The sequence below is a fragment of the Noviherbaspirillum album genome (genome assembly GCF_035916955.1).
Taxonomy (GTDB): domain Bacteria; phylum Pseudomonadota; class Gammaproteobacteria; order Burkholderiales; family Burkholderiaceae_D; genus Noviherbaspirillum; species Noviherbaspirillum album.
Genome location: NZ_JAWIIV010000004.1, coordinates 200,728 through 214,976, shown reverse-complemented (window position 1 = coordinate 214,976; position 14,249 = coordinate 200,728). Strand labels below are relative to the sequence as shown.

The window sequence follows — 14,249 nt, the reverse complement described above, 5'->3', positions numbered from 1 at the left end:
GATCAATCCAGCAGTTCGCGCCAGGAGACGCGCTTGGCATCACCGTCGCCGTAGGCGCTCGACGTCGGATCGTCGACGCTGCCGATATTGCCGCCGGTATCGGTGACCACGGTCACCGTCTTTCCGGTGGTGAGCTTGATGGTCTTGATACCCGCGACCAGCGCATTGGCGCTCAGGCGCCGGCCCACCATGCCCGACGCCGCGCTCTTGACGTACTGGCCGGTCTTGTAATCGAAGGAGTACAGCCAGGCATAGCCGCCCACGTTGCAGGCGTTGACATCGGGCACGTTGGCGGCCACCGTCAGCAGGCCGAGCTGCTGCTGCATGTCGACGTTGACGCGTTCGCCCGGCGACTCGTTATTCGGGTTCAGGTCCACATACCAGCCGGCCTTGGTCGACCAGTCCACCTCGTTGGTCGACGAGGTGCGGATTTTTTCGCCGCTGTCGCCGGTGCGCGAGGTCAGGGTCTGCTTGACCAGCATGCCGTTGGTGCGCACCTGTCCCAGGCCGGCTGCCGTCAGGTTGTCTTTGAACGAATAGATCGACTGCTGGCTGGTATCGCTGAGGTCGGTCAGGCCGAGGTAGCGGCCGGTCGCCACATGCACCACCGCATGCGTGCTGCCGCCGGCGCTGACTTCGGTCAGCTCCGGCTTGGTGGTGATCGGCTGCGTGCCGGCGCCGTTGATCTTGCCGAGTTCGGCGATCAGGGTCGCTTCCTTGCCGCTGGGCGGCAACACATTGTCGATGTCGAAGCGCCAGACATTGCCCAGCAGGTCGCCGCCATAGAAGCGTTCGGCGGTGTTGCTGGTGGTGCTGTTGATCCAGGCATTGATCTTTCCCAGGCCGCTCGGCGTATCGGCGCTGCCTTCGTTGGTGGCAATCTTTTCCAGCACCGTGCCGGTGTTGGCGTTGAGTACGTAAAGGAAGCCCTTTCCGGTGCCGGGCGAGACATTGTTGTAGCCGGAGCTGAACACGACGACCCAGGTGCCGTCCTTGCGCTTGGTGATCACCGGATTGCCGAAGGTGTAGCCGAGGTCGTTGTCGTCGCTGGAGGTGAAGTTCCACAAGGCCTTCGGGTTGGAAGGATCGGTGACATCGAGCGCATAGTAGCCGCGTCCGCCGGCGTTCAGGCCGCCGACCAGCACGGTCTTCCACTGGTCCCTGGTGCAGGTCGAGGACGGCGCGTTCGGGCAGATGTCGCCGATGGTGGGCGAGCCGTCGACATAGTACTGGTGGTTGGCCGAATAATTCTTGTCGGCCAGCTTGTACATGTTGGGCATGACCATGGGCGGCACATAGGCCCACATCTCGACGCCGGTATCGCCGTTGAAGGCGTGCAGCATGCCGTCGTTGACCGCGACATAAACCATCGCCTGGCGGTTATTCCACTTGTTGTCGCGGAAGTCGCTGTAGTTGTCGTCGACATAGGCGAACGGCGGTTTCTTCACATACACCGGCTGGGAACTGATCATGTCGCCCAGCACATGTTCGCGGTCGCGGTAGAGCCGGTCGGTGTTGCCGGCTTCATCCTCGAAGCCGTTCTGGCCGCGCAGGAAATTGACCAGGTTCTGGCCCGAGGCCGCCGTTTTCTGGTCGGTGGTCAGCGTCGAGCATTGCGACAGCTTGTCGGTGCCCGAGCACATGCCGTTGAAATAGGCCTTCTCGTCGGTACTCAGGTTGGCCCAGTTGAACGGCTTGAGGCGGTTGCTTGCGGTGGCGTTGTAAGTGTAGATCGTGCGGGTATCGCTGGCCGCGGCGATCTTCGTGTCGAGCAGCGGCTGCGCCGACCAGACCGGCGTCGCGGAAATGGCGCCGGTATTGGGATCGATGGTCTTGGCCTGCAGGTCGCCATCCCATTTCACGGTGCGGTACAGCGCGATGTACACGTAGTTGTCGCCTGCCACCGGCTCCAGGTTGGAAGTGGCGGCGGCGGCGGCCGAGCCGGTGCGGGCGGTCACGCCGCTCAAGGCCTTGCCGATGCCGCTGACCAGCGAATCCGGATTCTGGGCGCTGAAATAGGTGCCGCGGCCATTGACGGCGGCATGCCAGAGATCATCGATGGCGGTCGGCATATCGGCGGCCGGCGCCGGCCAGTTCTTTGTGCCCTGCGAGATCGCGGTGAAATCGGTCGAGCCGCCCGTCAGATAGTCTTCCGCATAGGCAAGCGTGCCGTTGACGCCCAGGCCCAGCGTGAATGTCGTCATGTGCTGCTGGGTATTGATGTCGGCGCCCGCGCCCGGAACATTGTTTTCGCAGACGTCGGTGCCGAGCGCGCCGGTGCAGTTGCTCAGCGAAGCGTTGCGCAAGTCGTTCTTGTAGTAATACATCGCGACATCGGACAGCGTATTGCTCCTGCCAAGGCCGTCGTACATGGGACGCGGCGTGCTGCCGCCGTCCTGGTTGCCGATGGAACTGCTGCCGTCGATCTGGTATCCGTCGCCGCCGTTCCAGTAGCCGTCGGTGGAGAGGATCGCGAAGTTCTGCTGGCAGGAATACTGCACCGGGTCCGTACCCGCCTTGCCCGCATAGATGCGGCCCACCTTGGACAGCGCCGCGCGCAGGGGCGTGCCGTCCACCGGATCGACGCCGTAGAACTTGCTGTACCAGCTGGCTTTCTGCGTCGCGTCGAAGTCCGAGATATTGAGGAATTCGCTGTTTGAATTGCTGGTGCCGGTGTAATTGATGGTGGTCAGGCCGACCCGGTAATTGTTGCCGATGTTCATGAAGGCCCGGCCCGCCGCGCTTTTCATGGTCTGCATGCGCGTGCGGTAGTACGAGTACCAGTTGGCGTAATTGGTTTTCTGGCTGGCCGATGCATCGTTGAGCTCAACCCTTTGGAAGACGCTGCTGCCCGGACTGTTCCCCTGGTTGCTATCACACTCCCTGTAGAAGGTGTTGTTGGTCCTGACGTTGCCGTTGGAGTCGTAGGTGAAGGCCAGATCGGCCTGTGTGCCGGTCGGCGAATAGACGTAGTAGTAGCGGCCGCTCAGGTCGGTGGTGCCCGACGAACTCGAAAAGCCATTGTTCCTGGCTGCGGTGAAGCTGGCGTCCGGATAGCTGTTGCCGGAGGCGTCCACCGGCGGCGCGTAGGTCGTGGCCGGGTTGTAGGCGAGGCCGTTGCAATGCTTGCTGTACTTGCCATAGGAATTGGTGCCGAAACCGCTTGCCGCATCCGGCAGGTAATCCCAGGCCATGCTGCCCGAATCATCGAGGATGAACATGATGTTGGGCTTGACCGAGCTGGCCGACGACGAGGCCATCGGCGCATTGGCAAGGTCGGTGACCGCGGCGTGGGCGGCGATGGCGGGGCAGAGCAGCACGCCCAGCTTTGCAAGGGTGCTGCGCTTGATGCGGCGATGCCGGTTTTTCATACTGATTCTCCCTGTGCTGCGGATGCGCGGCTCGTGTCCCGCTCGTTAGAAGTGGACAATGGTTTCCACGAAGCTGACGGTATTTTTCGGTCCCTTGACCCGCGACGTGATGCGGTAATACTCGGCCGGCAGCGGCTCGAAGCGCTTGTCATCGCCATACTTGAGTTCGCCGCGCTTGGGGCTGGTCGTGGTCGGCGACTTGTAATTGGCACAGGAGTTGCCCGAGGAATTGGGGTCGCCTGCCGATTTGCAGAGCCGGTGAATGATGTAGGTAACCCGATTGCCGTTTCCGGCATCGGCCGATGCCGACGGCTTGATGCAGGCTGCCGAATTGACGCCCGCGCAATTGTTGTTGTCCCAATCCACTGTCGCATAATTATCGTTGCCGCTGGTGCCGGTAACGTCCAGCGTATCCTGGCTGGTGGCGTAATAACCCTGCGTGGGCGCGTCGGCATGCAGGACCGCCGTGCCCGCATTGGCCACGAGCCAGTCGATGGCGGCCTCGATGCCGCTGTCGGCGGCGGCGGTCGCGCCCTGCTTGAAGGCGAGGTTGCCGGCGACCTGGTTGCCGGTGTCGACCGAGCGCACCAGCGCTACCGCGGCCAGCGTCATGGCTACCAGCACGATGAGCGCCACCAGCATCACCACGCCGCGCTGGCGCCGCGGCGCCAGCGGGAAAACCCGGTGTGCAATTCTCGCGTTCATCCTTCCCTCCACAGCAGGTTGCGCAGCGGGACCACGGTTTCCGTCACCTTGTAGCGGTAGCAGGTCCAGCTGCTGTTGGCGGAGCCGTCCGGATTCTTGCTGACGTCGATGTCGCCGCCGGCCCAGGTTGGCTTGTTGGCGGAGGTGGTCGTGGTGATGTTGCAGGTGCCGTCCGCCTTCGGCTTTTCCATCTGGACGCTGCGCGCGACGATGGCAAAGCGCACCGCATAGATGCGGCGGATGTCGCCGGCGTCGCCGGCGGTGCCGCTGCTGTCGGCATCGATCATGGTGTCGCTCCACGTGTCCACCCGGCCGTCGTCCGGCGTGCCCGGGCGCGTGTCGAAGCCGTATTGCGCCTGCAGGTTGACGACACCGGGAATCAGCGGCTGTATCACGGAGGTGTTGGTCGCGGAGCGGAAATCCGACAGCTGAAGGTTGTTGCGGGCGTCGACGGAATAGGTATGGTCGGTGAAGCCGCCGAAGTTGAACAGCATCGCGCCGGAGGTATAGCCGTCGGGCTTGGGAAAGATGTTTTGCCCGCCGGGCGGATTCCACGGGCTGGTGCTGTGGTGATGGATCTGCACGTTGCCGTTCGGGATATTGGTCACCTGCATCAGCGTGCAATCCTTGCCCGCCTGGGCGGCGACGATCAGGTCGCCCGGCTCGATGCCCTGGGTGGTATTGAGGAACATGTTGGTGGCCTGCGGCGGATGGTCGGTGGTGATGCGCGCCGGCACGGTCCACTTCTTCTTGGAGCTGGCGACCACGCGGATCGTATCCGGCAGCCCGTTGGCGCCATTGGTGATGGTCATCGGCGCCAGCGTGAAAGTGCTGCCGGTGCCGTTATAGCTGCTGTTGATCCGGCAGCCGAGCAGCTCGGGCATGTTGAGGCCGTAGCCCGCCATGCGCACGTCGCGCTCGATGGTGTAGCTGGCGAAGACGCTTTCCGTCTGCGCATCCGAACCGCTGCTGGTGGTCCGCTTTCTCTCTTCAAAGGTGGCGAATACCTGCAGCATCACAAGCGACGCCACCATCGCGATGACGATGCCGACCATGACTTCGACCAGGCTGAAGCCGCGGGCAGGGAGTGGATGACGGTGGGTGGGCATGATCGCTTTCTCTCAGCCGTTGATGCGGGCAATCAGCACGTAATTGTGGGCGGTGGTTTCGCCGGGCGCCCTCCAGCGCACCGTCACCGTGGCCACGTTGTTGGCATCGATGACCACCGTGGGCAGATTGGTCTCTGCGCTGGGGTCCACGCCCGGCAGCAAGCTGCCGACGCTGGTTTGCCAGGTGACGAATGAAGCCCCGCTCGGGCTTTCGAAATTGGTCTTGAGCGCGGTATTGCTCTTGTCGGAGATCCACATCTGGCCGACGATCTGGTTGGCCAGCATGCTGGCATCGTTGCGGTACTTCGCGGACGCGGAACTCTTCATCGACGAGGCGAGCAGCCCCACGATGCCGAGAATGCCGAAGGAAAAGATCAGAATCGCCACCAGGTTTTCCACCACCGCCATGCCGTCCTGCCGCGCGCACTTGTTCATCGCATCTCTCCTAGCTGCAGCCGACCGGGTTGGCCGACAGCGCGACGGCCGGATCGCACATGCGGATCAGGCCGAAGGCATTGATCGTCACCACCAGCCGCCGGGCAGAGGCATTGGCGGCATTGATCACGTCGACCCGTGTGATGTCGGCGCCGACGTTGGCCGCCGGCACGCGGCCCATGCCGTCGAAGCTCACGCCCGCCGGCAGCGCGGCGCCGGCAGCCAGCGCCGTGCCGTAGGCATTGGCCGGTGCCGGCGAAGCGACCGCGGCGACGCTGGCGCCGACGCGGGCATTGGGCGTGCCTTCGGCGGCAAGCCGTTTCTGTATTTCGGCAGGGCAGTCAGTCGTGGCGGTTGCGCAGCCTACCGTCCATGCCACCTGCCCGTTGCTTTCGGTCAGGCTGAAGCGCACCACCGCATTGCGCCTGACGGCCTCGGTGCGGGCGGCATGCAATCCGGTCTGGATGGATTCGGCCGCGGTGCGCACCTGGGCGCTTTGCAGCCACAGGCTGAACGATGGCAGACCAAGGGCGAGCCCGAGCATCAGGATGGTCATGCTGACCATCAGCTCGATCAATGACACGCCGGACTGGGCGCTGCGCATCGTCGCGTTCATCAGCAGCTGCCGCCCTTCTTGGTGATCCAGCAATCAACGGGTACCGTGCCCCAGCCGGAAGGTGCTGCGGTGGTGCGGCGCACGGGGGCTTCAGTGATTTCATAGGTAAAGCCGGTCATCGGGCCTCTGCCGGTAGCGCGTGCGACGAAGGTATTCGCCGTCAGCGTTGGACAGGAATACTCAAAATCGTCATTGACAGGAAGCGGCGCGACAGTATTGGCGACACAGGCGCCGACATACGTGCGGTTATCCTGGAAAAACTGCTCCAGCTGCACGCGCAAGGTGGCGAGATTGTTGGTGGCCTGCGGAATCCGGCCGCGTGTCACATAGTCGCGGTAGGCGGGAAGCGCGATCGAGCCGAGTATGCCCACGATGGCGACGGCAACCATCAGTTCGATCAGGGTAATGCCGCGTTGTGTGTAAAAGCGCATTTCTTTTCCATTCCTTCCAGCCTGCTCGGCATGAGGCAAAACATTTACATAAGCAATAGTTCCTTGATTATCGGCAAATCCCTTGCGCTTCTAAATACCGGTGAAGCGGGTTAAGAGGCTTCTTTTCCGTTTCCTTGCGCTTTGTTTTCCAATTCCCGCTCCCACCGCAGCTTTTTCTTTCCAATAAAGCATGCCGCTTTGAACATATCGCTATCGCTGGCCGAAATAGGTGCCCGCCTGGTGGCGGCGCTCGGCAATGCTCCAGAGCTTGCGTCCGGTGCTGTTACGGTCGTCGAAGGCTTTTCTCTTCTTCGTGTTCGGCACGCTGTCGCCTTCCAGCGCGGCGGTGACCTGTGCCTTGAACGCAGTGCGGAATTCTTCGGAAGAAAAGCAGGACTTCGCACCCTGGCCGACCACGATGGTCAGCGTATCGTCGTTCTGGGCAAAGCCGCACTCGGCACGGGCGGCGGGCGCCAGGGCAAGGCTTGCGGCAATCAGCAGGAATGTTGTCAGAAGCTTCGGCATGTGGACTCACAAAAGTGCAAGGCATGCCAAAGGCGGAAGCTTGGCTTCGCTTCGGAAGGCGGCCCCGCTGCCGTGAGCGTGTCGGATGGACACTGCTTTTAGGCCGGAAGCTTTGCGTCCCAATCTTTCAATTGGTTTGCCCTGCGGAAATATTTACTGAAGTATAGCAGCTTGCCGGAAAAATCAAGCCGTTATCTCTCAAGAGGTGGTTTTTGCCACATTTCAGCCAAAATGCGCGTCGCCGACAAAGGAATTGTGCTGCCGCTCATGGCCGAAGGTCGAGGTCGGGCCATGACCGGGAATGAAGGCCACGTCGTCGCCGAGCGGGAAGAGTTTGGTCCGGATTGCATTGATGAGGGTGTCGTAATCGCCGCGCGGGAAGTCGGTGCGTCCGATCGAACCCTGGAACAGCACGTCGCCCACCAGCGCCAGCCGCACGCCCTCGTGGAAAAACACCACATGGCCCGGCGTATGGCCGGGGCAGTGCAGTACCTGCAGCGTCTGTTCGCCGAAGCTCACCGTATCGCCGTCTTCCAGCCAGCGGTCCGGCTCGAAGGCGTCGACCGGCGTAAAGCCGGGGCGCTGGCTCGACACCGGCAGCCGGTCGATCCAGAACTTGTCCTCGCGCTGCGGCCCTTCGATGGGCACGCCGAATTCCTCGCGCACCAGGCCGGCCACGCCGCAGTGGTCCGTGTGGCCGTGCGTCAGGAACACTTTTTCCAGCGTCACGCCCAGCTGCTCCAGCGCGGCGCGCAGGCGCGGCAATTCGCCGCCGGGATCGACCAGCGCGGCGCGCCTCGTGTTCTCACAGACGAGAATGCTGCAGTTCTGCTGATAGGGCGTGACGGGAACGATGGCGCATTTCATGGCGATGGCTTCGAAGAGCGGGAGAAGCCAGCATCATACCAAGCCCCGGCATTGACTTCATGTGCGGGCCGATAGGTTTCAATTGCGGATAACATAGTTTGCATTCACTGTCTCCAATGCTGCATCACTCAGCCTGTTGCATCCGCGGACATCAAGGCTGTCAAGTAGTACCGGCAGTTCTCGCAGCGAGGCATCAGTAATCATAGGGTTGCCGGACAAATCCAGCCGCTGCAGCTTTTCAAAGCCTTTCAGGTTCGGCATTTGCGTGTCATTCAGATCGAGGCCGGATATATCCAGCTTAAGGAGCGTTCTGCAAACATGCTGGAGCGAGTTCCACATCTCATCTTTGTTCAGTGAATCGTTACCGCTTATATCAAGATTCAGCAATGAAGGATGATTTTCCAGTCTAATGTTCTGCAAGCTTTCGGATTCTGCAGCATTTAATGTTGTCAAATGCGTTAAATGAGGCAGGTCTATAACCTCCACCATAGAGCAGGATATATTAAGGCGACTGAGGTTTGGCACATGTTGCAATGCTCTGCTTAATCCGTCAGTGGTGATCTCGGATGAAGATAGATGGAGTTCTTCAAGAGCTCCTATATTCCGCAAAGTGGCATCAAGAGTGTCGTCATCAATATTATCTATGCCGAATAGATTCAGCACTCTAAGTGAGGGAACTTGCGCTACTACCTGAGCAAGCCGCGACCCACCAAGTTGATCGTTATTTGTCAAATCAAGCGATATGAGGTTTGACCCTACATGAACCAAAGCCAGTTCCAAATTTTCCAAATCGATTTCGGAACAGTTTTCCAAAACCAGCCGTGTAAGGTTCGGTCTCGCCCTCAGCATCTCAGAGAGTTGTGCGCCGTTAAGCGCCACCACTTCATCATCCGCTTCTGAAAGATCGAGACTGACGAGATTTTGTGCCGCACTGAATGCGGTATAAATTCCTTCAGGCGTGAGTTCGGGGCAATCATTCAAATGGAGATGGGTAAGATTCTGCGCCGCCGTTAATATCCCTGCAAGGGTGGCATCAGTAAGACGATCGAAACTGGATAGACGGAGACTAGTAAGGTTTGGTAAAAGATGCATCGCACTAATGAACCCGTCATGCTCCAGTGGGGCGGTGGTGCCGGTTAATTTTAGCTTCCTGACGAATTGCAAAAGATTTTTCATTTGAGAGACGTCGCTTATCCGTGGAGACAAGCATCCCAGTACCATAGCCCTTGCCATATCACTCGGCAGTTTGAGTTCCTGTAAGGCAGGCAGATACTGCTTTATAACGATTAGATTTCGAATCGTCAGGTCTCTGCACTTGGATACATCAAGAGTTTCAAGAGCGCTCAGCGAGGATTGCATTAAGCCACGCCAATCTGCGGAACCAAAGTCGATTCCATGAAGTGACCCGCGAAGCGTAAGCGATTTGATGCCGCCACGTTGAACTCTAGCCAGCGTCGTCTCGAGATCTGCTGCAAGGGATCCGGGATTTTCGATGTATAGATTTTGTATTGTTACGGCGCCCATCTCGGCAGCATGCCTGGAAACACCGCGAAACCGTTTTATATCTTCAACGGGGAGATAGCGGAGAATCTGAAGTTGTACCTCTGGGGGCAAGTTCATGAATAGGAAAGTTTTTTGTGGAATCGTGTCCTTCAGGTCGTATTGGACCGCAGTGTTTCTAAACGCCTTTCCCGATCCATCATGTTGGACTGCAATCGTTCTAAATGTCCTTACTGGTGCATGCGTGGCGTCGTGGCCAATGCCTGCAGGGGAAGGCATTGCTCCGGCTTGAGGCAAAGGCGAAGCATCAGAAGCATTTGAAGCATTTGAAGCATTTGAAGCATTTGAAGCATTTGAAGCATTTGAAGCATTTGAAGCATTTGAAGCATTTGAAGCATTTGAAGCATTTGAAGCATTTGAAGCATTTGAAGCATTTGAAGCATTTGAAGCATTTGAAGCATTTGAAGCATTTGAAGCATTTGAAGCATTTGAAGCATTTGAAGCATTTGAAGCATTTGAAGCATTTGAAGCATTTGAAGCATTTGAAGCATTTGAAGCATTTGAAGCATTTGAAGCATTTGAAGCATTTGAAGCATTTGAAGCATTTGAAGCATTTGAAGCATTTGAAGCATTTGAAGCATTTGAAGCATTTGAAGCATTTGAAGCATTTGAAGCATTTGAAGCATTTGAAGCATTTGAAGCATTTGAAGCATTTGAAGCATTTGAAGCATTTGAAGCATTTGAAGCATTTGAAGCATTTGAAGCATTTGAAGCATTTGAAGCATTTGAAGCATTTGAAGCATTTGAAGCATTTGAAGCATTTGAAGCATTTGAAGCATTTGAAGCATTTGAAGCATTTGAAGCATTTGAAGCATTTGAAGCATTTGAAGCATTTGAAGCATTTGAAGCATTTGAAGCATTTGAAGCATTTGAAGCATTTGAAGCATTTGAAGCATTTGAAGCATTTGAAGCATTTGAAGCATTTGAAGCATTTGAAGCATTTGAAGCATTTGAAGCATTTGAAGCATTTGAAGCATTTGAAGCATTTGAAGCATTTGAAGCATTTGAAGCATTTGAAGCATTTGAAGCATTTGAAGCATTTGAAGCATTTGAAGCATTTGAAGCATTTGAAGCATTTGAAGCATTTGAAGCATTTGAAGCATTTGAAGCATTTGAAGCATTTGAAGCATTTGAAGCATTTGAAGCATTTGAAGCATTTGAAGCATTTGAAGCATTTGAAGCATTTGGAGCATTTAGAGCATTTGGAGCTGGGACAGCAAGAACGGTAGAAGCAGGCAGGGTAGCCAGACCAGTCGAAACCATCTCTTCTAGTCCAGGAAAAGTCATCAGGTCAGGCAAAACGGGCCGAGCAGTCGGAGCAGTCGGAGCAGTCGGAGCAGTCGGAGCAGTCGGAGCAGTCGGAGCAGTCGGACGATATTTCTCTCTCGTAAACGTTACGAACTTGATCCGTTCCAAACGGCTTCGCCGAGCGTTTAAATCACGGTTGGGCTCCGCTGCCCTTGCTCCTGGCGCGGCTGTACCGGTTGACTCCGGACGCTCGCCAGTGTCGGGGTTTTGTCTGTTGCCGGTCTGGGGACGTCCGTCAGGACCGCGGAGATATACATGGTAACCACCAGGTAATTTCATAGTTTGCTCCTAAAAGAATGTCACTGCCTGATGGTTCGGTACGAAACCATCAGCATGCTCAGCGCAATGAGTGTCTTCAGAGAAGCTCCGGTTCCATTGGAAGACGAGCTTAGTGCCGCAGCCCGATACGCGCCCGGTATTCGCGCGGTGTCAGCCGGGTGCTGTGCTTGAACACCTTGCTGAAGGTCGAGACATCTTCATGGAGGCAGGCAGTCATGCTACTCATCGAATATGACATTCGGAATCACGGCTTGCAGCTTACTTATCGCTTCGGCGGTTAATTTTTGGCAACCTCTCACGTCAAGATGTTGCAGTGTGAAGGGAAAATTTCTTCGCAAAGGCCGGAGACCGGCGCTGGTCAGATTATTGGAACGATGAACATCTAGGTGCTCAAGATGGCGTTGCATTCGCAGGACATCGCTCAGGTGCCTGTCGGTGATTCCGGTATCGGAAATTTTCAATGTCTTGAGGGAGCGTGGCAGCCGTCCCAAAAGGCTTGAACCGGATATGTTGGCGTTCGAAATATCCAACTGATTCAGGCCTGCAAACAAGCGCAGATCCGGCATGGTCTCATCGCTGGGAATGCGTCCTTGCAAATTGAGGAGTTTGAGATTCGTTCCCGCGTTTTGGAGTACTCCGTTAAGCACATGGCTATTAGTTTCTCCTTGAGGTCGTGCATTCCTCGATAAGTCGAGCTCTTCCAGCGCGGGTAGATTCCCGGCTATTAAATTAACCAGGCTTTCGTTATTGGTCAAACTGATTCTCTTGAGAGCCGGGTGGTTTTCCAACCTTAATGTTGTCAAACCAGTGCAATGGCTCGCCTCAACATTTTCCAATGCATTCATGCCCGACAGCGCTACTTCGGCCAGATTTTCGCAGAAACTGATATTAAGCTTGCCAAGACTGGGACAGCTTTTCAACAGTGCATTGAGCGCCGTACTATCTATCCTGTTGCAGGAGGACAGATTGAGGTGAGCAAGGGCAGGAAAACTGCCTTCTGCAGGTTGAATGGCCATGAGATTGTCGCAATTGGATACATCGAGGTCTTCCAAGTGATGAAGCGGCAGATTTATCGTCCTTAACCCTGCGCATCGTGACAGATTGATATGTCGAAGATTGGGAACGTTTAGCAATGCCGTAGCAAGATCCTGATCATTAATTTGAGAATTTTCTGACAAATGGAGATGCTGAAGATCAAGTTTATTCCGCAACGCGGCGGCAAGCCCTTGACTGGTTAAATTCCGGCATGCAGACAAATCGAGGTATCGAAGATTGTGTCTTTCCTGTAATGGCCCAGCAAGCCCGAAGCCAGATAATTTCGGACATCTTGACAAATTGAGGTACTCAAGATCAGGTTTATTCCGCAACGCTGCGGCAAGGCCTAGTTCTGTTAAATTCCGACATCTTGATAAATCGAGATGCTTAATATTAGGTTGATTCTGTATCGCTGTGTTAATTCCTAGGAAACTAAGATTTCGGCAGCCTGATAAATTGAGATGGTGAACATTAAGTTTGTCCTGTAACACCGTGTCGAGCCCTCGATCAGTTAGATTCAGGCATCCCGACAGATCGAGATGTTGAAGATTAGGCTTATTCGCTAACGCTGTGACAAGCGAATAGTCCAATAGACGTTCAAGTCCTGACAAACTGAGATGCTGAAGATTGGGTTTGTTCTGTAACGCTTCGACAAGCCCATGATCAGTTAGATTGCGACATCCCGACAAATTGAGATGCTGAAGATCGGGCTTGTTGTGCAACGCTGCGGCAAGCCCTTGATCGGTTAGATTCCGGCATCCCGACAAATTGAGATGCTGAAGATTGGGCTTGTTGTGCAACGCTGCGGCAAGCCCTTGATCGGTTAGATTCCGGCATCCCGACAAATCGAGATGTTGGAGATTAGGTCTGTCCTGCAACGCTTCGGCAAGCCCTTGACTAGTTAGATTTTGACATCCCGACAAGCTGAGCTTTTGAAGAGCCGGAAGGCGTTGTAATGCTGTGGATACCCCTTGATCAGTGACCTGGATACAATCCTTTAGGAAAAGAGCTGTGAGTGTGGCAGGCAGTGCCTCCAAATTCGCATCCGTGAAAGAATGTCCTGCAATGCTGAGCAATGTAATCCTGTCAATATCAGGTGATTGTAATTTGCGCTCTAAGCTTTCCGGCGAATCCACATGTGCGGACCGAATCAGTCTGGTTACGATCGAATTCGCGTGCGTGTTCAATAAGCGATAGTTTCTACACGCTTCATCTGACAGCATGGATACAATCCGCATTTGAATGTCTGCAGGTGCGCTTGTCAGACGGTCTGCGGGAACACTTGTCAAAAGAGCCGAAGCATTCCGGGTTGCGTGACGAGCCGGCCCACCGGCCTCCTCGTTCGGTGATCTATTTCTATTATTTTTAGTGATGCAGAGTGAAAGTAAGCGACTGCGCCAGAATACTTCCTTGATCTGGCTTTTTGGTGCAATACCTTCAGACATGCCTTGCGCTGTCTGTTCTAATGTTCTTTGCCTGTTGTCGGCAGTTGCCGTATTCTTCGGAAGCCCAGTTGGGCCAAGGCCTGCGTAAATGTGCAACGAGCTAGAGATTTTAGTCATGTTTCGTTCCCTGCCTAAGAATACCTATTTACAGGGATTCATTCTTTAGAAAAGTGAATTGTGGCTGAAGTATTAGAGCGTTTTCGACCTGACCGCCTAGTCGAGGTGAAAACGCTCTAGAAGCATGAATGTGTTCAACCGTAAAACAGTTCCATACAGTTCAGCCACGATGCAAAAGATCGAAACAACGCCTTTGTCTTTGGCAACAAATTTGCGTGCGCTAAAAACACTTTCTTCAAATATCTCTTAGCTGCACGTGTGCAGTAACTTTCGGGCCTCGGGAGCTCATCGCCCCAGCTGGAAATCCACCTGTTCCGGCTGCCCCGGCAGGTTGAGTTCAGCCTGCACCGGCGGCGACTGGCCCAATTCTCGATATGGGATAAGGCCGCATGGAACTATCAAATGCAACCCTGCCACTCAATCTAGTCAAGTTTCATAAACCAAAT

The 14,249-nt window shown here is 55.7% G+C and carries 10 protein-coding genes and 1 riboswitch; all 10 genes read right to left on the bottom strand.

The genetic code is table 11. From position 1 onward, the window contains the following. Positions 1-2 precede the first annotated feature (2 nt). A complete protein-coding gene (locus RY831_RS07250) occupies positions 3-3,371 on the bottom strand; it encodes a pilus assembly protein (protein ID WP_326505649.1) in 3,369 nt (1,122 codons plus the stop codon). 45 nt (positions 3,372-3,416) lie between these two features. Then, complete coding sequence (locus RY831_RS07245) at positions 3,417-4,076, bottom strand: pilus assembly PilX family protein (protein WP_326505648.1); 660 nt, start codon at positions 4,074-4,076, stop codon at positions 3,417-3,419. Next, positions 4,073-5,185: a PilW family protein gene (locus RY831_RS07240; protein ID WP_326505647.1), complete on the bottom strand. Its 1,113-nt coding sequence runs from the start codon at positions 5,183-5,185 to the stop codon at positions 4,073-4,075. Before RY831_RS07240 ends, RY831_RS07245 begins: the two co-directional genes overlap by 4 nt. 12 nt (positions 5,186-5,197) lie before the next feature. Then, positions 5,198-5,620, bottom strand: a complete 423-nt coding sequence (locus RY831_RS07235; protein WP_326505646.1) for a hypothetical protein — start codon at positions 5,618-5,620, stop codon at positions 5,198-5,200. 10 nt (positions 5,621-5,630) lie between these two features. After that, positions 5,631-6,236 (bottom strand): pilus assembly FimT family protein, encoded by a 606-nt coding sequence (locus RY831_RS07230; protein ID WP_326505645.1) that lies wholly within the window; start codon positions 6,234-6,236, stop codon positions 5,631-5,633. Further along, positions 6,236-6,667: a type IV pilin protein gene (locus RY831_RS07225; RefSeq protein ID WP_326505644.1), complete on the bottom strand. Its 432-nt coding sequence runs from the start codon at positions 6,665-6,667 to the stop codon at positions 6,236-6,238. Before RY831_RS07225 ends, RY831_RS07230 begins: the two co-directional genes overlap by 1 nt. Positions 6,668-6,877: 210 nt before the next feature. Further along, positions 6,878-7,192, bottom strand: a complete 315-nt coding sequence (locus RY831_RS07220) for a hypothetical protein (protein WP_326505643.1) — start codon at positions 7,190-7,192, stop codon at positions 6,878-6,880. Positions 7,193-7,246: 54 nt separating this feature from the next. After that, a riboswitch (cyclic di-GMP riboswitch) is annotated at positions 7,247-7,343 on the bottom strand. A gap of 71 nt (positions 7,344-7,414) precedes the next feature. After that, complete coding sequence (locus RY831_RS07215; RefSeq protein ID WP_326505642.1) at positions 7,415-8,059, bottom strand: MBL fold metallo-hydrolase; 645 nt, start codon at positions 8,057-8,059, stop codon at positions 7,415-7,417. Positions 8,060-8,137: 78 nt separating this feature from the next. Next, positions 8,138-10,906 carry an F-box/LRR-repeat protein gene (locus RY831_RS07210; protein WP_326505641.1) on the bottom strand — a complete coding sequence of 923 codons (2,769 nt, stop codon included), beginning with the start codon at positions 10,904-10,906 and terminating at the stop codon, positions 8,138-8,140. Between the two features lie 518 nt (positions 10,907-11,424). Then, positions 11,425-13,803, bottom strand: coding sequence for a hypothetical protein (locus RY831_RS07205; protein ID WP_326505640.1), 2,379 nt, complete (start codon positions 13,801-13,803; stop codon positions 11,425-11,427). Positions 13,804-14,249 lie beyond the last annotated feature (446 nt).